Origin of the sequence: Pseudomonas sp. NPDC090592 (assembly GCF_044769185.1) — a bacterium.
GTDB lineage: Bacteria > Pseudomonadota > Gammaproteobacteria > Pseudomonadales > Pseudomonadaceae > Aquipseudomonas.
In genome coordinates, this window is record NZ_JBIVXJ010000004.1 from 232,124 (window position 1) to 251,798 (window position 19,675).

General features: G+C 62.6%; 18 protein-coding genes and 1 pseudogene. 4 read left to right on the top strand and 15 right to left on the bottom strand.

From position 1 onward, the window contains the following. Positions 1 to 40 precede the first annotated feature (40 nt). The 5 genes from pqqA to pedF form a co-directional block, all read right to left on the bottom strand. Positions 41 to 112 (bottom strand): pyrroloquinoline quinone precursor peptide PqqA, encoded by a 72-nt coding sequence (pqqA, locus tag ACIQUI_RS05325; protein WP_010455123.1) that lies wholly within the window; start codon positions 110 to 112, stop codon positions 41 to 43. Between the two features lie 229 nt (positions 113 to 341). Further along, on the bottom strand, positions 342 to 1,862 hold the full coding sequence (locus ACIQUI_RS05330; RefSeq protein WP_403195606.1) for an aldehyde dehydrogenase family protein: 1,521 nt from the start codon (positions 1,860 to 1,862) through the stop codon (positions 342 to 344). A gap of 102 nt (positions 1,863 to 1,964) precedes the next feature. After that, entirely contained in the window at positions 1,965 to 2,930 is a 966-nt protein-coding gene (locus ACIQUI_RS05335; RefSeq protein WP_403195609.1) for a quinoprotein relay system zinc metallohydrolase 1, read from the bottom strand. Between the two features lie 38 nt (positions 2,931 to 2,968). Then, on the bottom strand, positions 2,969 to 3,730 hold the full coding sequence (locus ACIQUI_RS05340; protein ID WP_403195611.1) for a quinoprotein dehydrogenase-associated SoxYZ-like carrier: 762 nt from the start codon (positions 3,728 to 3,730) through the stop codon (positions 2,969 to 2,971). Positions 3,731 to 4,067: 337 nt separating this feature from the next. Beyond that, on the bottom strand, positions 4,068 to 4,529 hold the full coding sequence (pedF, locus tag ACIQUI_RS05345; RefSeq protein WP_403195614.1) for a cytochrome c-550 PedF: 462 nt from the start codon (positions 4,527 to 4,529) through the stop codon (positions 4,068 to 4,070). Positions 4,530 to 4,861: 332 nt separating this feature from the next. On the opposite strand from pedF, the gene exaA reads away from it, so the two are divergent. Both exaA and ACIQUI_RS05355 read left to right on the top strand, forming a co-directional pair. Then, on the top strand, positions 4,862 to 6,679 hold the full coding sequence (gene exaA / locus ACIQUI_RS05350; RefSeq protein ID WP_403195722.1) for a quinoprotein ethanol dehydrogenase: 1,818 nt from the start codon (positions 4,862 to 4,864) through the stop codon (positions 6,677 to 6,679). Positions 6,680 to 6,857: 178 nt separating this feature from the next. Next, positions 6,858 to 7,517, top strand: a complete 660-nt coding sequence (locus ACIQUI_RS05355; RefSeq protein ID WP_403195616.1) for a pentapeptide repeat-containing protein — start codon at positions 6,858 to 6,860, stop codon at positions 7,515 to 7,517. A 145-nt stretch (positions 7,518 to 7,662) separates the two neighbouring features. Here ACIQUI_RS05355 and ACIQUI_RS05360 read toward each other — a convergent pair whose 3' ends face one another. After that, positions 7,663 to 8,301 carry a response regulator gene (locus ACIQUI_RS05360; RefSeq protein ID WP_403195619.1) on the bottom strand — a complete coding sequence of 213 codons (639 nt, stop codon included), beginning with the start codon at positions 8,299 to 8,301 and terminating at the stop codon, positions 7,663 to 7,665. Then, positions 8,301 to 9,002, bottom strand: a pseudogene (locus tag ACIQUI_RS05365) (sensor histidine kinase); the annotation flags it as partial. The gene ACIQUI_RS05360 and the pseudogene ACIQUI_RS05365, both read right to left, overlap by 1 nt. Before the next feature lie 285 nt (positions 9,003 to 9,287). On the opposite strand from ACIQUI_RS05365, the gene ACIQUI_RS05370 reads away from it, so the two are divergent. Both ACIQUI_RS05370 and ACIQUI_RS05375 read left to right on the top strand, forming a co-directional pair. Continuing rightward, complete coding sequence (locus tag ACIQUI_RS05370) at positions 9,288 to 9,848, top strand: PQQ-dependent catabolism-associated CXXCW motif protein (protein WP_403195621.1); 561 nt, start codon at positions 9,288 to 9,290, stop codon at positions 9,846 to 9,848. Between the two features lie 58 nt (positions 9,849 to 9,906). Continuing rightward, entirely contained in the window at positions 9,907 to 10,572 is a 666-nt protein-coding gene (locus ACIQUI_RS05375; protein WP_403195623.1) for a response regulator, read from the top strand. 106 nt (positions 10,573 to 10,678) lie between these two features. Here the strand turns inward: ACIQUI_RS05375 and ACIQUI_RS05380 are convergent, their stop codons facing one another. From ACIQUI_RS05380 to pstC, 8 genes are all read right to left on the bottom strand, one after another. Beyond that, positions 10,679 to 12,616, bottom strand: a complete 1,938-nt coding sequence (locus ACIQUI_RS05380; protein ID WP_403195625.1) for a NahK/ErcS family hybrid sensor histidine kinase/response regulator — start codon at positions 12,614 to 12,616, stop codon at positions 10,679 to 10,681. Next, positions 12,546 to 13,709: a nitric oxide-sensing protein NosP gene (gene nosP, locus ACIQUI_RS05385; RefSeq protein WP_403195627.1), complete on the bottom strand. Its 1,164-nt coding sequence runs from the start codon at positions 13,707 to 13,709 to the stop codon at positions 12,546 to 12,548. Before nosP ends, ACIQUI_RS05380 begins: the two co-directional genes overlap by 71 nt. 254 nt (positions 13,710 to 13,963) lie before the next feature. Continuing rightward, a complete protein-coding gene (locus ACIQUI_RS05390) occupies positions 13,964 to 15,151 on the bottom strand; it encodes a porin (RefSeq protein ID WP_403195630.1) in 1,188 nt (395 codons plus the stop codon). A gap of 384 nt (positions 15,152 to 15,535) precedes the next feature. Then, positions 15,536 to 16,135, bottom strand: coding sequence for a hypothetical protein (locus ACIQUI_RS05395; RefSeq protein WP_403195632.1), 600 nt, complete (start codon positions 16,133 to 16,135; stop codon positions 15,536 to 15,538). Beyond that, the gene (locus tag ACIQUI_RS05400; RefSeq protein ID WP_403195633.1) at positions 16,135 to 16,833 is read right to left on the bottom strand and encodes a hypothetical protein; all 699 of its coding nucleotides are present in this window, start codon (positions 16,831 to 16,833) and stop codon (positions 16,135 to 16,137) included. The genes ACIQUI_RS05395 and ACIQUI_RS05400 overlap by 1 nt, the downstream gene beginning before the upstream one ends. A gap of 94 nt (positions 16,834 to 16,927) precedes the next feature. After that, positions 16,928 to 17,713, bottom strand: coding sequence for a phosphate ABC transporter ATP-binding protein PstB (gene pstB, locus ACIQUI_RS05405; protein ID WP_403195725.1), 786 nt, complete (start codon positions 17,711 to 17,713; stop codon positions 16,928 to 16,930). A 51-nt stretch (positions 17,714 to 17,764) separates the two neighbouring features. Further along, on the bottom strand, positions 17,765 to 18,658 hold the full coding sequence (gene pstA, locus ACIQUI_RS05410; RefSeq protein WP_403195634.1) for a phosphate ABC transporter permease PstA: 894 nt from the start codon (positions 18,656 to 18,658) through the stop codon (positions 17,765 to 17,767). Further along, positions 18,658 to 19,623, bottom strand: a complete 966-nt coding sequence (gene pstC, locus ACIQUI_RS05415; protein ID WP_403195636.1) for a phosphate ABC transporter permease subunit PstC — start codon at positions 19,621 to 19,623, stop codon at positions 18,658 to 18,660. The genes pstA and pstC overlap by 1 nt, the downstream gene beginning before the upstream one ends. Between the last annotated feature and the right edge of the window lie 52 nt (positions 19,624 to 19,675).

Sequence of the window (19,675 nt, forward strand, 5' to 3'; positions counted from 1 at the left end):
TCAGGGGGACCGGCCACCATGGCGATGGCCGGGCGGTGCATCAGCGATTGGCGAAATACATCGTCACTTCAAAGCCGATGCGCAGGTCGGTAAAGGCAGGTTTATTCCACATGGGCAGTCCTCTTCTTGTGCCGGAGGGTTCCGGTAGATGCATTAATGCACGGGGGGCGTTTGGGCCGAATGCTACTTTGGAAGGAAATTGCGGGGTGCGTTGGTAGGGGTGCGCCGTAACCTGTGCCGGCCTCTTCGCGGGCTTGCCCGCTCCCACAGGGATTGCACAACATCCAAACCATGTGCAGAACCTGTGGGAGCGGGCGAGCCCGCGAAGGCCGCGACGCGGTTTAGAAGAAGCCCAGCGGGTTGATGTCGTAGCTCACCAGCAGGTTCTTGGTCTGCTGATAGTGATCGAGCATCATCTTGTGCGTCTCACGCCCTACCCCCGACTTCTTGTACCCGCCAAACGCCGCATGCGCCGGGTACAGGTGGTAGCAGTTGGTCCACACGCGGCCAGCCTTGATCCCGCGGCCCATGCGATAGGCACGGTTGATATCGCGGGTCCACACGCCGGCTCCCAGGCCGAACTCGGTGTCGTTGGCGATCGCCAGGGCTTCGGCCTCGTCCTTGAAGGTGGTGACGCCCACCACCGGCCCGAAGATTTCCTCCTGGAACACACGCATCGTGTTGTTGCCTTTGAGCAGGGTCGGCTGAATGTAGTAACCGCTGCCCAAGTCGCCCTGCAACCGCTCGGCCGCCCCGCCGGTCAGCAGCTGCGCACCCTCCTCCCGGGCTACCTGCAGATAGGAAAGGATCTTGTCATATTGCTGCTCCGAGGCCTGGGCGCCCACCATGGTCTCGGTGTCCAGCGGGTTACCGCGAGTGATACTGGCGATCTTTTTCATCACCTCGGCCATGAACGGCTCGTAGATCGACTCTTGGATCAGCGCCCGCGACGGGCAGGTGCAGACCTCACCCTGGTTGAAGAACGCCAGCACCAGGCCTTCGGCGGCCTTCTCGATGAACGCAGGCTCGGCCTGCATGATGTCTTCGAAGAAAATGTTCGGCGACTTGCCGCCCAGCTCCACGGTAGACGGGATGATGTTCTCGGCCGCGCACTTCATGATATGCGAGCCCACCGGGGTGGAGCCGGTGAAGGCGATCTTGGCGATGCGCTTGCTGGTGGCCAACGCTTCGCCGGCCTCACGGCCGAAGCCCTGGACGATGTTCAGCACACCCGCTGGCAGCAGGTCGGCGATCAACTCGGCAAGAATGGTGATCGACAGTGGCGTCTGCTCCGCTGGTTTGAGTACCACGCAGTTGCCAGCGGCCAGGGCCGGGGCGAGTTTCCAGGCCGCCATCAGCAATGGGAAGTTCCACGGGATGATCTGCCCGACCACGCCCAACGGTTCATGGATGTGATAGGCCACGGTGCCTTCGTTGATCTCGGCCGCGCCGCCCTCCTGGGCACGGATGCAGCCGGCAAAATAACGAAAGTGGTCCGCCGCCAGCGGCACGTCGGCATTGAGCGTTTCACGCACTGCCTTGCCGTTGTCCCAGCTTTCGGTAACGGCCAATACCTCCAGGTTCTGCTCGATACGGTCGGCGATCTTCAGCAACACCAGCGCGCGGTCCTGCACCGAGGTCTTGCCCCAGGCATCGGCGGCAGCATGCGCAGCGTCCAGTGCCCGGTCGATGTCCTGGGCAGTGGAACGCGGGAACTCGGCAATCGGCTGGCCATTGACCGGCGAGCTGTTGGTGAAGTACTGGCCAGCCAGCGGCGCCACGAACTCGCCGTTGATGAAGTTGCCGTAACGTGGCTTGAAGGACACGACGGCGCCTGGGGTTCCGGGTTTTGCGTAGATCATGCGGGGCCTCTGTGGGTCGATGCCTGTCCAGCGACAGGCGATGCTGCGATGGTAAAAAGCCCCCCCTGCCAGGCGAATGCATCGTTGGCAGCGGGGCTCTCGTCATTTGGTAGTAAGTGGCAGGGCCGGGCTGGAGGACGATGCGCTATCAACGCGCTGCAAGCGCTGACGCTCATAACGCGGATACAAGTGGCTGACACTGCGAATCAACTCGTAACGGGTCAGGCTGATACCGGCAAACCGCTCGGGGATGGGGCTGCGGATCATCTCGGCCATGTCATCACCACGTGCCGCACCGTCGCGCATCAGGCCGTCCAGCCAGCCCAGGTAGTCGCGCATCTGCGCAAAGGGCCGGTCATCGCTGGCGACTGGACCGTGCCCAGCCACCACCTGCTTCCAGGGCAGTGCCTGCAAGGTGTCCAGATCCTTGAGCCACACATCCAGCCCTGGGCTGTTGGGCGTGGTCAGGGCACGTTCGTAGAACACCAGGTCCCCGGCGAACAGTACGCCAGTGTTCTCATCCAGGATCGCCAGGTCAGCACCGGTATGGCCGCTCAATGCTAGCAGACGCAACCGGTGCCCGCCGACCTCGTGGATACCTGCCTCCAGCACCCGGGTTGGCAGCACCACCTCGGTACCACGCATCCAGTCACCGACAAGGCGGTACATGTTCTCGGCCATGGCATCGCCTTGCTGACGCAGCAATTCTGTAGTGCCGGCCAAGGCCCCGATCGGCACATCGGGAAAGGCCTGGTTGCCCAGCACATGGTCCGGGTGATGATGGGTCAGCAGCACCTCCAGCACCGGCTTGTCGGTAACGGCTGCAATGGCCTGGCGCAGCGCCTCGCCGTAGCGTTTCGAGGGCCCGCTGTCGATGACCACCACGCCACTGTCAGTGACGATGAACGCTGTATTGACGATGTTGCCGCCGTTGTCCCTGGCGAAATTGTCGGTGCTGCCTTCCAGCAACCAGGTACCCTCCGCGATTTGCCGGGGGGCAAGCCGATAGTCCAGGTCTGCCCAGGCCGGCAGGCCCAGGCACAGCAGTAACAACGGTATCCAACGCATGCAGGCGCCTCTGCTTAGGGGTAAGTCGGGCAATGCGCTCAGGGCAGCGCCGCCTCGAACTGGTTGCCGCTGTTGTCCTGCAACAGCAACCGGGTTGGCCCGGGGCCCTGGATGTTGAAGCCAAGGTTGGGGTTCTCGCTCACCGCCGGGTACAGTTCAAGGCTGGCCAGGCGCTGGCCGTTCATGTCTTGCAGCTCGGCATGGTTGAGAAAAAACTCGGGTATGCCGCTGACCAGGCCGTTGTCCATCGGGTGGGCGACCTGCACGCGCAAGCGGCTGGCATCGCCGCGAGGGTAGCGCCCGCCCAGTACTTCACCCAGGTGCTCTTCCCAACCGGGCTGCGTACGCACCACACTGGGCGCGGTGCAGCCACCACCGGCGGCGTCAATCAGGGTTGAGCCGACATGCCACAGGCCGTCGCGCGTCTGCACAGCAGCGCGCAGCGGCGTGGCCTGTTCGATGCGGATGCGGACCGACAACCAGGGCAGCACGCGCTCGCCGGGCTGGAAGTCGACAATGCGCGGCAGCGGGTTGAGCTCTGCCCAGGCGATGATGCGTACTACCTCCCCGGCGAACGCCCGGGCATCGATTTCCAACGGCACCTGGCGGGCATCTTCGGCAAACGGCGGCGCCAGCAGCTTGACCCGGTCATCGAAGACGAACGCCGCCTGGCCTAGTAGCTGCTTGTGATAGAAGTCCCACATTACCGAGGGTACCGGGTCGGTTCCGGTGGCTTGTGCGTCAGCCTGGGCTGCCCAAGGGATCCAGCAGGCCAGCAGGAACGTTGCTCTCAGGTTCATGATCCGCTCCGAGGGATCAACAGATGTTTTTCAGGCTTGCCAGCTCCATGTGGGAGCGGCTTCAGCCGCGAACACCGGCAAAGCCGGTGCCATCCATCGCGTCGCTTGCTTCGCGGCTAAAGCCGCTCCCACAGATACCGCGTTAACTCAAAGCTTGCGCAGTCCCTGTGGGAGCGGGCATGCCCGCGAAACAGGCGACGCGGTGGATGGCACCGGCTTTGCCGGTGTTCGCGGCGGTTCGACGCCTCGACGCGCCCGCTCCCACAGGGATTGCGCAAGCTTTCATATCTTGAACGCCTTTGCGAGCCCACAGGGCTGGCCTTTGGCCCCATGGCTGTCACTCCTCGACGTGTACGCTGTCCAGATAAGTACGTACCGCCCACAGAGCTTCCTGGCTGAGGTAGTCGGCCATCTTCGGCATGTACACCCGGCCATCGCGAACGGCGCCGTGGCGAACCCGCTCGACAAACCATTCATCCCCGGCGTCACCGGCATCGAGCATGCGCAGGTCTGGAGCAATGCCACCGGACTTGGCCTCCAGGCCATGGCAGGCAGCGCAGTTCTGGTTGTAGGCAGAGGCGCCGATTTCCACGGCCTTGTCGTGCTCTGGGGAGGAGCGATACGGGTTGACCGCCGCCCAGCCGTCGCCGTCCAGGCTCACGCCAGCGTCCTTGATGGGGGTCAGGCCTTTGGTTTCCACCGCCTGCGGTACCACGTTGCCATGGGCCCAGGCGGTACCGGTCAGCACTGCCCCGGCCAGCAGGCCTGCAGCAAGCAACACATTGCGTTTTGTTGTCATTGTTATGCCCTCACCATTGCACGCAAAGCCTCAACCACAGAGGCTGTGCCGCCATCTTAGAAACACCCCGCAGGCAGCCGAATGCTGCTTTGGTGGCCGGGCCTTAGTCCGTTGGTAGTAGGGCTTGTGGCGAAGGGCCAAATGATGTGCCGGCCGGGAACTTTTCCCGGCAAGGGCGGGACTTTTTCCGTATCCCACAGCCGCCGCTGCGCCCCACCCTGTGCAGGCCAAAACCTCCACTGGGAACTGCAACCATGACAATAAGATCGCTACCCGCCCTTTCCCCTCTGGCCCTGAGCGTGCGCGTGCTGCTGATGGCCGGTAGCCTGGCCATGGGCACTGTGGCAACAGCGGCCACCACCCCTGCGGCACCTGCCACCAAGAATGTCACCTGGGAAGACATCGCCAACGACCACCTCACCACCAAGGACGTGCTGCAATATGGCATGGGCACCAATGCCCAGCGCTGGAGCCCCTTGGCGCAGGTCAATGACAAGAACGTGTTCAAGCTCACCCCGGCCTGGTCGTATTCGTTCGGCGACGAAAAGCAGCGCGGCCAGGAGTCCCAGGCCATCGTCAGCGACGGCGTGGTCTACGTCACCGGCTCGTATTCGCGGGTGTTTGCCCTCGACGCCAAGACCGGCAAACGCCTGTGGACCTACAACCATCGCCTGCCCGATAACATTCGCCCGTGCTGCGACGTGGTCAACCGCGGGGCGGCGATCTACGGCGACAAGATCTACTTCGGTACCCTCGACGCGCGGCTCATTGCCCTGGACAAGCACACCGGCAAGGTGGTGTGGAACAAGAAGTTCGGTGACCACAGCGCCGGCTACACCATGACCGGCGCCCCGGTGCTGATCAAGGACAAGACCAGCGGCAAGGTGCTGCTGATCCATGGCAGTTCCGGCGATGAGTTCGGCGTGGTCGGCCAGCTGTTCGCCCGCGACCCGGAAACGGGTGAAGAAGTGTGGATGCGGCCCTTCGTCGAGGGCCACATGGGCCGCCTGAACGGTAAGGACAGCACCCCGACCGGTGATGTGAAAGCGCCGTCGTGGCCCGACGACCCCACCACCGAAACCGGCAAGGTCGAAGCCTGGAGCCACGGTGGTGGCGCCCCTTGGCAGAGCGCCAGCTTCGACGCCGAAACCAACACCATCATCGTCGGCGCCGGCAACCCCGGCCCCTGGAACACCTGGGCGCGCACCTCCAAGGACGGCAACCCCCACGACTACGACAGCCTTTACACCTCGGGCCAGGTCGGTGTCGACCCCAGCACTGGCGAGGTCAAGTGGTTCTACCAGCACACGCCAAACGATGCCTGGGACTTCTCTGGCAACAACGAGCTGGTGCTGTTCGACTACAAAGGCAAGGACGGCAAGGTGGTCAAGGCCACCGGGCACGCCGACCGCAACGGCTTCTTCTACGTCGTCGACCGCAACAACGGCAAGCTGCAGAACGCCTTCCCGTTCGTGGACAACATCACCTGGGCCAGCCATATCGACCTGAAGACCGGCCGCCCGGTCGAAAACCCCGGCCAGCGCCCGGCCAAGCCGCTGCCGGGTGAAACCAAGGGCAAACCGGTGGAAGTCTCGCCGCCGTTCCTGGGCGGCAAAAACTGGAACCCCATGGCCTACAGCCAGGACACCGGCCTGTTCTATATCCCCGGCAACCAGTGGAAAGAGGAATACTGGACCGAGGAAGTGAACTACAAGAAGGGCTCGGCGTACCTGGGCATGGGCTTCCGTATCAAGCGCATGTACGACGACCATGTCGGCACCCTGCGGGCCATGGACCCGACCACTGGCAAACTGGTGTGGGAACACAAGGAGCACCTGCCGCTGTGGGCTGGCGTGCTGGCGACCAAGGGCAACCTGGTGTTCACCGGCACCGGCGACGGTTTCTTCAAGGCCTTCGACGCCAAGACGGGCAAGGAGCTGTGGAAGTTCCAGACCGGCAGCGGCATCGTCTCGCCGCCGATCACCTGGGAGCAGGACGGCGAGCAGTACATCGGCGTGACCGTGGGTTACGGCGGCGCGGTGCCGCTGTGGGGCGGTGACATGGCCGAGCTGACCAAGCCGGTGGCCCAGGGTGGTTCGTTCTGGGTGTTCAAGATCCCGAGCTGGGACAACAAGACCGCGCAACGTTGACCGCCTGAGGTGAATCATCACTGGGGCTGCGCTGCAGCCCATCGCCGGCAAGCCAGCTCCCACAGGTACAGCGCAGGTCTCAATGACAGTGCAGACCCTGTGGGAGCTGGCTTGCCGGCGATGGGCCGCAAAGCGGCCCCATAGCACCTGTCTCCTATTCCGACGAGAGCCTTTTGCCATGAACTACCTGCCATTTGCCTTGCTGTTGGTACTGTCCCCTGCCATGGCGGTGAGTGCCGACGACGATGGCAACGATGCCCCGTTGACCATCAACGGCTGCGTGATCGCCGAAGCCAGCCAGTGCCCGGGCGCCAACCTGCGCGGCGCCAACCTGGCCAACCAGGACCTGCGCAAGATGAACCTGGCCGGCGCCGACCTGCGTGATGCCGACCTGCGCCACGCCCGGCTGGACCTGGCCAACCTGGAAAAGGCCCGCCTGCAAGGCGCCAACCTGACCCGCGCCAGCTTGCAACAAAGCAATCTGCGCCTGGCTGACCTGAGTAATAGCAAGTTGGTCGCCATCCAAGGCTGGGGCATGTTCGCCCAAGGCGCGCAGTTCGACAAAGCCGACCTCGGCGCGGCCTACTTGCAGTTCGCCCGGCTGTCAGGTGCAAAGATGCACCAGGCCAACCTGCGGGCGGCAGACCTGGAGATGGCCTGGCTGAGCAAGACGGATCTGCAGGACGCCGACCTGGGGGATGCCAACCTGCAGGAGGCCAAATTTGGCCAGAGCAATTTGGCACGCGCCGATCTGCGCGGGGCACGGCAGCATTACGGGAATTTCCAGGAGGCCAACATGGAGGGGTGCAAGGGGTGCCCTGAGACCTGGGACAATTGATGCAGCTTCACGGTCAGCTGTGGGAGCGGGCATGCCCGCGAAGCAGCCAACGCGATCTATGGCACCGGCTTTGCCGGTGTTCGCGGCGGTTCGACGCATCGACGCGCCCGCTCCCACAGGGGCCACTCTCTGGCGATAAAAAATCTTACCCCGCCACCCGCACCACGCCCAGGTCGATCCCCAGGTGCACCAGCTCGGCATGCGAGCTGACCTGCAACTTGCTCTTGAGCAAGGTCAGATGATTGGACACGGTCTTGCCGCTGATGCACAGCTGCTCGGCAATCACCCGCGCTGGCGTGCCCTTGGCCAGCATGGTGAAAATCTCCAGCTCGCGCTGGGTCATGCGCTGCAAACGCGGGTCACTGGCGCTGTGTTGTGAAGTGCAAGCCAGCTGGGTAGCCAACGGCTGTTCGATATAAGCATGCCCGGCCAACACCCGCTGCACCGCCTCGATCAACACCTCGGGCGCCGAAGTCTTGGTCAGGTAGCCCGACGCCCCCGCTTCCAGCGCCTGGCGTACCAGCGGCAGCTCATCGTGCATACTGAAAAACAGCACCCGCAACTGGGGTAGCCGCTGGCGCAGGCGGCGGGTGGTTTCAAGGCCGCTAATGCCAGGCAGGCCAAAATCCATGAGCACCAGATTAGGCACTTGCTCCTGAACACGGACCAAAGCCTCTTCACCACTGGCAGCCTCACGTACTTCCATCGTGGGCAACACAGCCCGCAACAGGCTGGCATAGCCTTGGCGGACCACGGCATGGTCATCGACCAATACAATATTCATCACACCTCCAGGGGAATATTCAGGGCCAGCGCCCAGCCAGCGCCGGGGCGGCTGAGAATGCGCAGCTCACCCCCCAGGCTGCGCGCACGTTCGGCCATCGAGTGCAGGCCTACCCCCGGGCGCTGGGGTTGTTGCGCACCGCAGCCGTTGTCACGTATGAACAGGCGCAGGCCCTTGACGCTGCGTTGCAGGCGCACCCGCACCTGGCTGGCGCCGGCATGCCGGGCGACGTTGGTCAGCGCTTCCTGCAGCAAGCGATACAAGTGCATCCTGCTCGGCCCGGGCAACACTGGCAGATGCCCGCCAACCCGTAGCCGGCACTCGATGCCCTGGCTGGCTTGCCACTGGCTCACCAACAGGCCGAAGGCGTCGGCCAGCGGCATATGCTGTGAAGCCACCGGGTACAGGTTGTGCACCAAGGCACGAAAGCCTAGCTGCAGGCCTTCGCAACTGGTTTCAAGGGCACGCGCCGTTTGCGTCACCAGTGCAGGTTGCTCGGCCACCCTGCGCAGCAGGCAGAGTTGGGCACGGATACCCGCCAGGTACTGCCCCAGGTCATCGTGGAGGGTTTGCGCCAACCGGGTGCGCTCTTGCTCCTGTGCCGCCAGCAGGGCCTGGGTCAGCTGGGCATTGTCGGCCTGCGCCTGCTCCAGCGCCGCGGCCATGCGGTTGCAATGTTCCGCCAGTTGACGTGCTTGCGGCTGGGCAAAGCGGCCGGTGATCCAAGGGTTGATGCGCCACAGGGCAGACAGATTGATGCGACGCATAGGTGGTTCTCCTCAAGGCGCTGGCACCATCGTAAAACCGGGTCGCACACGGTGAATTACTACCTTGGTACCGGCCAGGCGCTACTTTCCGGGGGTTGCGAGCGCATCCCGAAGCCTGCGGCGATCTACTACTTTGGTACTGCATTTACTGTCTATCGTCGCATTCACAAAGCACCGCCACTGGCATGTAATGGGCCTATAACAAAAAGGAAAAAAACCATGCCACGTGCCCTGCCCTGGCTGCCACGCCCCATACTGGCGGCACTTTCGCTAAGCCTGACGCTGGGCATCGCCCAGGCCGACAGCACCCCGCTGTTTTCCGCCGAAGGCTACCGCACCACCCTCTACCGCAGCCCGACCCCGCAACAGGTCGAAGGCGGCCAGGTCATCGACACAGCCACGCTGCAACACCTGCTGGCACAACCCTCAAAACCGGTACTGATCGACGTTTATCGCCGGCAATGGCTGCAAGGCCAGTTCATCGAAGATGAACCCCATGCCAACCTTCCGGGCAGCCTGTGGCTGGCCAACACCGGCGATGGCGACCTGAGCCCGGCCTGGCAGGAATACCTGGTGCGCAACCTGCAAAAGGCCACTGCAGGGCACCCGCAGCAACCGCTAGTGTTTTACTGTCGTTCCGATTGCTGGTTAAGCTGGAACGCGGTAAAACGCGCAAAAGCCCTGGGCTACAAGAATGTGTATTGGTACCGCGACGGCCTGGACGCCTGGCAGCAGGCCAACCTGCCGCTGCAGCCCGCGCAACCCGTGCCCTTTCCGTGAATTGCGTGACCCACAACGCGTGCCCCGCCCCCTCCAATAAAAACAAGGTGAAAAGGCCATGTACAAAATTCTGATTGCCGACGATCACCCCCTGTTTCGCGAAGCCATCCACAACGTGATCAGCGATGGTTTCCAGGGCAGCGAAGTCATGGAAACTGCCGACCTGGACAGCGCCCTGGCATTGACGCAGGCGCATGATGACCTTGACCTGATCCTGCTCGACCTGAACATGCCCGGCATGCATGGCCTCAATGGCTTGATCACCCTGCGTAACGAGGCCCCGACCACGCCGGTGGTGATCGTTTCGGCCGAGCAGGAAAAGCAGATCGTGCTGCAGGCCATCACCTACGGCGCTGTGGGTTTCATCACCAAGTCCTCGCCTCGTTCGCAGATGATCGAAGCGATCGAGCAGATCCTCAACGGCAATGTCTATCTGCCGCCTGACATCATCCGGGCGCAGAAAAGCAGCACCAGCCGGCGCCACAACGATACCCCGAACTTCCCACCGGAAATGCTTCAGGCCCTGACCCGCAAGCAGCTGCTGGTGCTCGAGCGCATGACCAAGGGGGAATCGAACAAACAGATTGCCTACACGCTGGATATTGCTGAAACCACGGTCAAGGCCCATGTCTCGGCGATCTTGCGCAAGCTCAATGTGCATAACCGGGTGCAGGCCATCCTGAGTGCGGGCGATATCGATTTCGCTGATTACCTGCGGCGTTAGCCTGTTCTGGCCTCTTCGCGGGCAAGCCCGCTCCCACAGGATTTCTACAGGCTTCAAAGCTGCACGATACCTGTGGGAGCGGGCTTGCCCGCGAAGAGGCCAACCGCTAAGCCTGGCTGTTTACCAACAAATGGCTCATCGCCGTCTTGAGTTTCATTGGCCGCACCGGCTTGTGCATCAGGGTGTGGCCCAGCTCGCGGATTTGTTGCTTGAGCTCATTGCTGTAGTTGGCGGTGATCATCAGTGCCGGTAAGGGCCGGGCGCGACGGGCATTGATCCGCGCCACGGCGTCGACACCATTGCAGTCGTTGTCCAGGTGGTAGTCGGCGATCAGCAGGTCGGCCTCGGCGTGGTAGTTGTCCACCTGGCGCGCCAGGTCTTCTTCCGACAACGCCGTGACCACCCGGCACCCCCAGCCCTCCAGCAAGGTGCGCATGCCGGCGCAGATCGCCGCATCGTTATCCAGCACCCACACCCGCGCCCCGCGCAGGCGGTCGAGCATCGGCTCGCAAATCAGCGGGCCTGGCTGGGCTTTGGGCGTGAGGGTGCTCAGCGGCACCTCGACAGCAAATACCGACCCCTTGCCAAGCCATGAGCGCACCCGGACCCTGTGGCCGAGGATGCCGGCGATCTTTTCCACGATCGCCAGCCCCAGGCCCAACCCGCGATCCTGGTCCGGCCGCTGCACATTCCCGCGCTTGAACTCCTGGAACATGTCTTCAAGGTGCTCTTCGGCAATGCCGATGCCGCTGTCCCACACTTCGATCCGCAGGCCACCGCGCTGGCGCCGACAACCCAGCACCACGCGCCCGTTGCGGGTGTAGCGGATGGCATTGCTGAGCAAATTGCGCAGGATCCGCGCCAGCAGCTGGATGTCACTGCGCACCACCGCGCGGCTGCCCACGAAATGCAATTCAAGGCCCTCGCTGCGCGCTACCTGGGCGTACTCGGCGGCGAGGTTGTCCATCAACTCGCGCAGGGCGAAAGGCGCGACATCGGCCTTGATCACCCCGGCATCCAGCTTGGAAATATCCACCAACGTGCCGAGCAGGTTCTCCACATCTTCCAACGCGTTGCTGACATTGCGTACCAGCTGGGTACTGCCTTGCGACTCGGGGCGCTCCAGCAGCGCACTGGTGAACAGCCGCGCCGCGTTCAGCGGCTGCAACAGGTCGTGGCTGACCGCCGCAAGGAACTTGGTTTTCGACAAGTTGGCCTGCTCGGCCTCGCGCTTGGCCTCGCGCAGGCGCGCTTCGGCCTGGCTGCGTTCCTCGATTTCACGCAGCAACTGGTCGTTCAGGCTGGTCAGTTCGGCGGTACGTTCACGCACCCGTTGCTCCAGGTGCTGATAGGCCTGGTGCAGTGCCTGGGCGGTATTGCGGCGCTCGGTAATGTCGCGGATCAACACGAAAATGCCCACTACCTCGCCGCTCGCCAGGCGGTTGGGCACGTACGAGCGGAGCATGTAGCGTTCCTGGCCATTGATGTTGGTTTCGGCAAATTCGAACGTAACGCTCTCCCCCGCCAGCGCTCGTGCCACATAGGCTTCCAGGCGCAGGTAATGCTGCTCGCTGTGGGCCTCGCGCAAGCTCTGCCCGAGCATCACGCCATGCGGCCAGCAGTACCACTCTTCATACACCTTATTGGTGAACTCGTAGACAAGATCGGCATTCAAGTAGGCGATCAGCGCAGGGACATTGTCGGTAATCAGGCGAATCTGGTGCTGATGGGCGGTCTCGGCCCGCTGCCGGGCCTCGCTGAGCAGGCGGTTGACAGCCTTGAGCTCGGCCATGGCCTGGTTCAGCGCATCGGTGCGCTCGCGCACCTGCTCGGCCAGCACCACAGAATGCTGGAACGCGGCATAGGGGTCGTTACCCCGTGTTGCCCCAGACTCGATGCGCTCGATCAATGCGCCGTTGATTCGCTGCAATTTGTGGTTTTCGTGCTCTAGCCGATTCACCTCGGCCAGCAGTTCAGCGGCCGACGGGAGGCCGGTTGCGGGCAATGGCAACCCCGGTGAAGGTCTGGTTGATGTGCATGCCATTGAACTGTTCTCCGTAGGTATTGAAACCAATCACCCGCTGCTCGCGCAAAAACGCACCGATTGGCTCCAGACCCTGCTGGGCTTCCAGTTCCAGGCGCCGCAGAAAGCAGTCGCAACCAATGGTCAGCAGCGGTGGGCCAAGGCGCTGGTGCAGACCGTGAAACAGCTGGTGCAGGTTCGGCAGCAGAGGGCCTGGGGTCATGGCGGTGAGCACGATGCCGTTCTCCACCGCGCAGTAGAAGCTCAGGCTCAGGTCCGCATGCACTTGCTGGATCGCCCGTACGTAGTACTGGTCGTGAATACGCACGGCCAGCGGGTGAGCGGCGAATACCCGGTGATCCAGCGCAGCAACGGGCACGCCGATGTGCCGGGCGTACTCCTCTGCGGCGGGTTCGGCATTCAGTTCGTAAACCCGACGCAGGGCGCTGTCGGCGCCGGTTACCACCAGCTTTTCCTGGCGTGGCAGGATGTGGTGCGTGGTGAACACTTCAAAGTCGAGCCAGGTGTTGACCAGTACCACCACTGCCGCACCGTTGTGAAAAGCGCCGCCGTAATACACGTGGGTGCGGGTGAGGTAGTTATCGTCGCCGGCCGAACCACCAAAGTGCGGGATGTCTCCCAGTGCCGCACTCAGGGCAGCGAGCACCATCTCCTCACGGCTGGACAGGCCGTCGAGCAGGGTCAGGGCAAAGCTGTGGCCCTTGATGGGTGCCAGGGTATTGCTGCGGCAGGTGCCGACCAGCCGTTCAACCATCTGCTGCGCGTCGATCAGGCTGAAGCGTTCCATTTCATCGATCAACGCGGTGGCGATGGAGAAGTGCCGGTAATCGAAGCCCACCGCCGTGACGCAATTGCGGCCATAGCCCAGCGGGGTGATTTCGCCGGCGCTGGTGCAGCCCACCAGGCGAATGCCGCCAAAGTCCTGCTCCAGCGCTTCACCCAGGGCTTGAAGGTTATATTCGGCGGAGCAGAAGAACAGCACCAAGCCCAGGTGCGGGTGCAGCAACTGCCGGGCCAGGTCTTGTGCGGCCAGCCGGGCGTCGGTGGCCTGGGACATGGCGCTGACCACACCGTCGTTATGAGCCTGTTGCATCGTGGTCTCCGGCGCGGGGTGGCTGAGTGGCAAGTGTACGAAGGTGGGTACAGGGGACGAATGCTACTTGGGTAGCGGGTGGGCGGTTCCATGGGAGTAATGTGGTTGCCTGTAACTGCCGGGGCCGCTGCGCAGCCCTTTCGCGACACAAGGCCGCTCCCACATAGATCGCGTCAACCCAATGTATACGGTGTACGCGGACATTGTGGGAGCGGCCTTGTGTCGCGAAAGGGCTGCGCAGCGGCCCCGGCAATTCACCAGGTCAACACCGCACCCACCGCAAAGGTATCGGTGTCTTCGTTCTGCGCACTGGTGTCATGCCCGTCGATGGAGAACTGGTTGTACTCGGCCACCAGCTTGAGGTTGTCGTTTACATCGTGGAACAGCGCCACGCCACGGGTCTCGTAGTCCGCGCCACTGCCCACCGCACCGTTGCCATCGTCCTTGGTCTTGCCGTAGGACAGTGCAATGCGGTTCTTGCCAACCTTGTACGAACCCTGCAGCAGGTAGCCGTCACTGTCGACGTTGCGCAAAACCGGCTCACCCGCGTTGTTGGTGAAGAAAGGGTTGATGCCTTTGGCCTGGAACCCCGAGCCGGTCAGCGACAGCCCGCCCATCTTTGCCTGCACACCGTAACCCACACCCTTGGAAGTGACCGTTTCTACCGTCGAGTCGGTGTTGTCGGAGCTCTGGTAGCTGCCGTTGACCCAGCTGTAGATCTGCGCCCCACCCAGGTCGAACTGGTAGGTAATCTCGCTCTCGGTGCGGGGGTTTTCCTGGTAGGCCTTGCCGGTCGGGCTGCTGTCGTTGGTGTCCACCGGGTCCATGATGCCTACCGCCACCCGCAGGCCATCGATCACCGGCGTGCGGTAGGTGATCTGCGAAGTGGGGAACGGGTACGGGTAGCCGCTGCCGATGTTGCCGAACGACACTCCACCGCCGTCCACCAGCCCCAGGGTGTCACTGACCTGGCCGTAACCTGCCAGCAGTTCATCGAGCAGGATGTTGGAGCGGGCGAACAACCCGAAGTCCTTGCCGATAAGCACCTCACCCCACTCGGGGTTGGCCACGGTGCCGTAGAACTGGCGTACGTCGATGGCGGTGTCGGTGCCGTTGGTTTCACTGTCGTTGATGGTGACCCAGAACGAGGCACGTGCGCCGAGCTTCAGGTCATCGACCTGTTTACCCATGTTGAAGCCCAGGTAGTTGGGCAAGAAGCCCATCTTCACCCGCGACTGACGGCGGTCGAACTGCTCGCCTTCACGGTCGACCTTGCTGTTGACGTAGAAGGCGTTGATGTAGCCATCGGTGGAAAACGTGGTCTGATCCTTGTCGTACAGCATGATCTCGGCCTCGGCGACGCCGCTCAGGCCCAGGGCAGAGAAGCTGGCGATGGCGGCTGCGAGAAAACGAGGCGGCAGGTGCTTATTGTTGTTGTGCATGGCGCGCTCCAAACGAGGGACGGGATGTCGGAGGCGATTATCAGAAGTGGGTAAATGGCGAGGTATGCTGCTTTGAGGCGGGGTGGCAGGTGCTTTGGGGTGGAGGATGTGGTGTGGTGATTTGGTCGCGGTACCTGCCTGGGTCGGGGTGCAAGACTTAGGGTGTAGGCAGGTGTGTAGAAGAGTACCAATACACCGGAACAAGCCAGAAACTGCCTGATCGTCTAGCGCAGGTCATTGTAGGAGCGGCCTTGTGTCGCGAAAGGGCTGCGCAGCAGCCCCAGGATTTCAGCGGTGATGCAAATATTGTTGGGGCTGCTGCGCAGCCCTTTCGCGACACAAGGCCGCTCCTACCAGTAACGCGTCGCAGCACCTGCAAACGTTCTAGGAAGCCAGTGCCTGCGAACGCTGGCACGCGGGCATTTCATACCGATGCGGTTGCTGCCAGGCCAGCCGCGCCTGCACGTCGACCGCCGCAGCCTTCACCTTCTGCGCCCAGTTTTCATCCTTCGGGCACACCACCACCACGCGGAAACCGTGGTCGACGCCTTCCAGGCGCACGCCTTCGGAATCATCCACATGCAAATCGATATCGAACGCCGATGGCAGCTTGGACGGCGAATTCTCCAGCCCATTCTGGGCGAGGATGTGCTGGTGCCGGTCACTGTTGACCACACCGTCGACATGAATGCCATAGAGCATCAGCCAGCGGCGAATGTAGGCCGGGGTGCGCCCGGAAGAGGTGTAGATCCAGATGCTGCAACCCTGGCGGCGCAGGTCACGGATCAGTTCGCGGGTGCCACTGCGCAGCGGCTCGCCCAGCCAGCGATGGACGAAGCCCGGCAACTTGCTGTCCTCGGCGGCAGCGTGCTCGGGTTGGCAGGCCAGCGTGTCGTCGATATCGAACGAAATGCGTACCTGGCCGCGCTTGAGCTTGCGCCCGATGGCCTGCCGCCCGCGCTCCAGCATGGATACCTGTTGCATCAGCGGCTCCCCTCACAGGCGGGCACGTGCGTGCCCGGCAGGAAGAACTTGCCGGGCTCAGGCGCCTTCGCTTCAAGGAAAGCGGCGTACTTTTTCTTGATCTTGGGTAGTTCGTACAAAGCCTTGACACCGTGTTTGGCGGAGTTGCGTATAACCGAGGACGGGTTGAAGTAACCCTCGGCGTTATCCAGCGACAGCACGAATGGCGGCAGCCCGGCACGCATCAGCAAATAGCTGACAATGAGCGACCCTGTGCGGTTGTTGCCTTCGATGAACAGCTGCGGCTTGCTGAGGATTCGTACATACACACCGGCTGCCCGCTTCCAGATGGAATCGCTGCGGTACGAGCAGTACCAGTTGTACAAATCCTTGATGCCACCTTCGACGTTGTTGAAAAAGTGTGCCTCGGTTGCTGCCAGGTGCGGGGCAAACTCCAGACGGCGGGCCGGGTCGCTACCGCACAGCACGGTGGCATTGATTTCCAGCATCAGGTTCAGCTGTTGCAGGTCGAACAGGTCGATACCGCGAGCGACATAGTCGTCAATCAGCGCATACCCTTCAAGCACATTCAGCAGCACCTCGTCGGTAAACGGGTCCCGCGGTTCGGTGAAGTGCTGGCTCAGTTGGGCAAAACGACCCTGCACCTCGCGCAGTGCACGCTCTACCGCTGACAGATCTAGACGACGCATCGCTTGCATTGGAAATCCCGGGTAACACTTTAACGGAAGGTAACGCGGCCGGGTGCTGCAACCTCCCTGGTTGCAACACCCGGCCACCTTGGCTGTGCGTGACTCAGCTGAACTTGCCGCTGATGTAGTCACTGGTCAGTTGTTCGCGCGGATTCTGGAAGATCTGCGCGGTCGGGCCCATCTCGACCAGGTAACCGGTGCGAGTGCCCTGGGAAATATCCACCGAGAAGAACGCCGTGGTGTCAGCCACACGAATCGCCTGCTGCATGTTGTGTGTCACCAGGGCGATGGTGTAGTCCTTCTTCAGCTCGACCATCAGCTCTTCCACGCGGCGGGTGGCGATCGGGTCGAGTGCCGAGCACGGCTCGTCCAGCAACAGCACTTCCGGTTCGGTAGCAATGGCGCGTGCGATGCACAGGCGCTGCTGCTGGCCGCCGGACAGCGACAGGCCGCTGACCTTGAGCTTGTCCTTCACTTCGTCCCACAGGGCGGCGCCCTGCAAGGCGTGCTTCACGCGGTCACCCAGGTCGCCCTTGTAGCGGTTCAGGCGCAGGCCGAAGGCGACGTTGTCGAAGATGCTCATCGAGAACGGGTTGGGCTGCTGGAACACCATGCCGATATAGCGGCGCACCACTACCGGGTCGACGCCCTTGCCGTAGACATCCTGGCCCAGGAAGTGCACATGCCCTTCGAAGCCGAAGCCTTTAACCAGGTCGTTCATGCGGTTCAGGCTACGCAGCACGGTACTTTTGCCGCAGCCGGATGGCCCGATGAAACCGGTGATCTCGTTCTTGCGGATAGGGACATGGCTGTCACGTACGGCCATGAAATTGCCGTAGAAGATCTTGTCCAGCTTGCAGTCCATGACTATTGGGGCTTCGTTGACCATGGGAGCGGCCTTTTGCGCTGTGGATACGTTCAAGTTTGGATGCTCCCTTTCTCAATACTTGGGTTTGCCGAATACACGGCTAAGAATGTTGATTACCAGCACGATCATCACCAGTACCAGCGAGGCCGCCCAGGCGAGCTCCAGCTGATTGTCGAACGGCATGCCGGAGAAGTTGTAAATCAGTACGGCAAGCGACGCCGTGGGGTTCATGACGGCCAGGCTGCCGTCGTGATAGATCCAGTAGTTGCTGAACAACGCGGTAAACAGCAGCGGTGCGGTTTCGCCAGCGGCGCGGGCCACGGCCAGCATGACGCCGGTCAGGATGGCGGGCAGGCCGGTGGGCAGGACGATCTTGCAGATCACCTGCGCACGGGTGCAACCCATGCCGTAGGCGGCATCCTTCATGATCTTGGGCACCATCTTCATCGACTCTTCGGCGGTCAGCACCACGATTGGCAGCATCAGTACCGCCAGGGCCACACCACCGGCTGGCGCCGAGTAAGTACCGGTGGTCATTACCACCAGGGCGTAGGCAAATACACCGGCCAGGATCGACGGCAGGCCCGTGAGCATCTTGGCGGCAAAGCGTGCGGCGTTGGCCAGCTTGCTGTCCGGGCCGAGTTCGGCCAGGAACACCGCTGCCAGGATACCGACCGGCACCGCGATGGCTGCCGCGATACCGACCATGACGAAGGTACCGGCCATGGCGTTGCCGAAACCGCCGCCCATCTCGAAGCCGGTAGGCGGCAGCTCGGTGAACACTTCCAGGTTAAGGCGTGCGCCACCGCGGGTAACCAGCATGTACAGCACGGAAATCAGCGGCACACTGGCCACCAGTGCGGCCACCCAGGCCACGGTGGTCAGGATCAGGCTGCGCAAGGCGCGGCCTTCCAGCTTGCGCTGCAGGCTGGGCAAAGCGGTTGTTGGGGTGCTGAGGTCAGTCATTATTTGTTACCTCGCTGGGCGTAGAGCATGATCATCGAACCGAGTACGTTCACCAGCAGGGTGATGAACATCAGCACCAGTGCCGCATACATCAGCACTTCAATCTCGTTCGGGCCGGCTTCCGGGAAGTTCAGCGCCAGCAGCGCCGCCAGGGTGTTGGCCGGGGCGAACAGGGAAAGCGACAGCGTGTTGGCGTTGCCGACCAGCATGGCCAGCGCCATGGTCTCGCCGAGTGCGCGACCCAGGCCCAGTACCAGCGAACCAAAGATGCCGGTAGCGGCGGATGGCACCATCACCTTGAGGATGGCTTCCCAGTGGGTGGTACCCATGCCGTAGGCAGCCTGCTTGGTTTTCATCGGCACGCTGGTCAGCGCGTCCTGGGACACCGCAGCAATGGTCGGCAGAATCATGATCGCCAGGACCAGTGCCGCGGGCAGCAGGCCCGGCCCGCTGAGGGAGGTGCCGAAAAACGGGATCCAGCCCAGCTCGCTGTTCAACCAGGTGGTCAGCGGGCGTATCGCCGGGATGACCACATAGATGCCCCACAGGCCGTAGACCACGCTGGGGATGGCGGCGAGCAGCTCGACGATGGTGCGAAACACCGCGGCAAGCTTGGCCGGAAGGAAATCCTGAGTGAGGAAAATGGCCATGCTGACGCCGAAGAAACCGGCGATCAACAGTGCAATGAAGGCGCTATAAAGCGTGCCCCAGATCGCTGGCAGAATGCCGTACTTACCCTGGTTGACATCCCAGACGCTGCCGAACAGCACGTCGAAACCGTGCTTTTCAATGCCGGGCAGTGCCTTGCGGCCCACTTCGTAGACCAGCGCGAAGACCAGCGCCAGCACCAGCACCACACCAATACGTGCAAGCGCACGGAAGGTGCGATCGACCAGGAAGTCTTTCGTAGACGGTGGCTGGCACGCGGAATCGGGGTTATCCGGTATGGCAAAAGGTGTGTTCATTGGCGAGTTCCGGGACAAGGGACAAACACCCCCGGCATGGCTTCATGCCGAT

Coding starts and splice junctions, on each gene's coding strand:
- ACIQUI_RS05330 (WP_403195606.1), bottom strand. CDS start 1,862: ATGATCTACGCAAAACCCGGAACCCCAGGCGCCGTCGTGTCCTTCAAG.
- ACIQUI_RS05335 (WP_403195609.1), bottom strand. CDS start 2,930: ATGCGTTGGATACCGTTGTTACTGCTGTGCCTGGGCCTGCCGGCCTGG.
- ACIQUI_RS05340 (WP_403195611.1), bottom strand. CDS start 3,730: ATGAACCTGAGAGCAACGTTCCTGCTGGCCTGCTGGATCCCTTGGGCA.
- pedF (WP_403195614.1), bottom strand. CDS start 4,529: ATGACAACAAAACGCAATGTGTTGCTTGCTGCAGGCCTGCTGGCCGGG.
- exaA (WP_403195722.1), top strand. CDS start 4,862: ATGGGCACTGTGGCAACAGCGGCCACCACCCCTGCGGCACCTGCCACC.
- ACIQUI_RS05355 (WP_403195616.1), top strand. CDS start 6,858: ATGAACTACCTGCCATTTGCCTTGCTGTTGGTACTGTCCCCTGCCATG.
- ACIQUI_RS05360 (WP_403195619.1), bottom strand. CDS start 8,301: ATGAATATTGTATTGGTCGATGACCATGCCGTGGTCCGCCAAGGCTAT.
- ACIQUI_RS05370 (WP_403195621.1), top strand. CDS start 9,288: ATGCCACGTGCCCTGCCCTGGCTGCCACGCCCCATACTGGCGGCACTT.
- ACIQUI_RS05375 (WP_403195623.1), top strand. CDS start 9,907: ATGTACAAAATTCTGATTGCCGACGATCACCCCCTGTTTCGCGAAGCC.
- ACIQUI_RS05380 (WP_403195625.1), bottom strand. CDS start 12,616: ATGGCATGCACATCAACCAGACCTTCACCGGGGTTGCCATTGCCCGCA.
- nosP (WP_403195627.1), bottom strand. CDS start 13,709: ATGCAACAGGCTCATAACGACGGTGTGGTCAGCGCCATGTCCCAGGCC.
- ACIQUI_RS05390 (WP_403195630.1), bottom strand. CDS start 15,151: ATGCACAACAACAATAAGCACCTGCCGCCTCGTTTTCTCGCAGCCGCC.
- ACIQUI_RS05395 (WP_403195632.1), bottom strand. CDS start 16,135: ATGCAACAGGTATCCATGCTGGAGCGCGGGCGGCAGGCCATCGGGCGC.
- ACIQUI_RS05400 (WP_403195633.1), bottom strand. CDS start 16,833: ATGCAAGCGATGCGTCGTCTAGATCTGTCAGCGGTAGAGCGTGCACTG.
- pstB (WP_403195725.1), bottom strand. CDS start 17,713: ATGGTCAACGAAGCCCCAATAGTCATGGACTGCAAGCTGGACAAGATC.
- pstA (WP_403195634.1), bottom strand. CDS start 18,658: ATGACTGACCTCAGCACCCCAACAACCGCTTTGCCCAGCCTGCAGCGC.
- pstC (WP_403195636.1), bottom strand. CDS start 19,623: ATGAACACACCTTTTGCCATACCGGATAACCCCGATTCCGCGTGCCAG.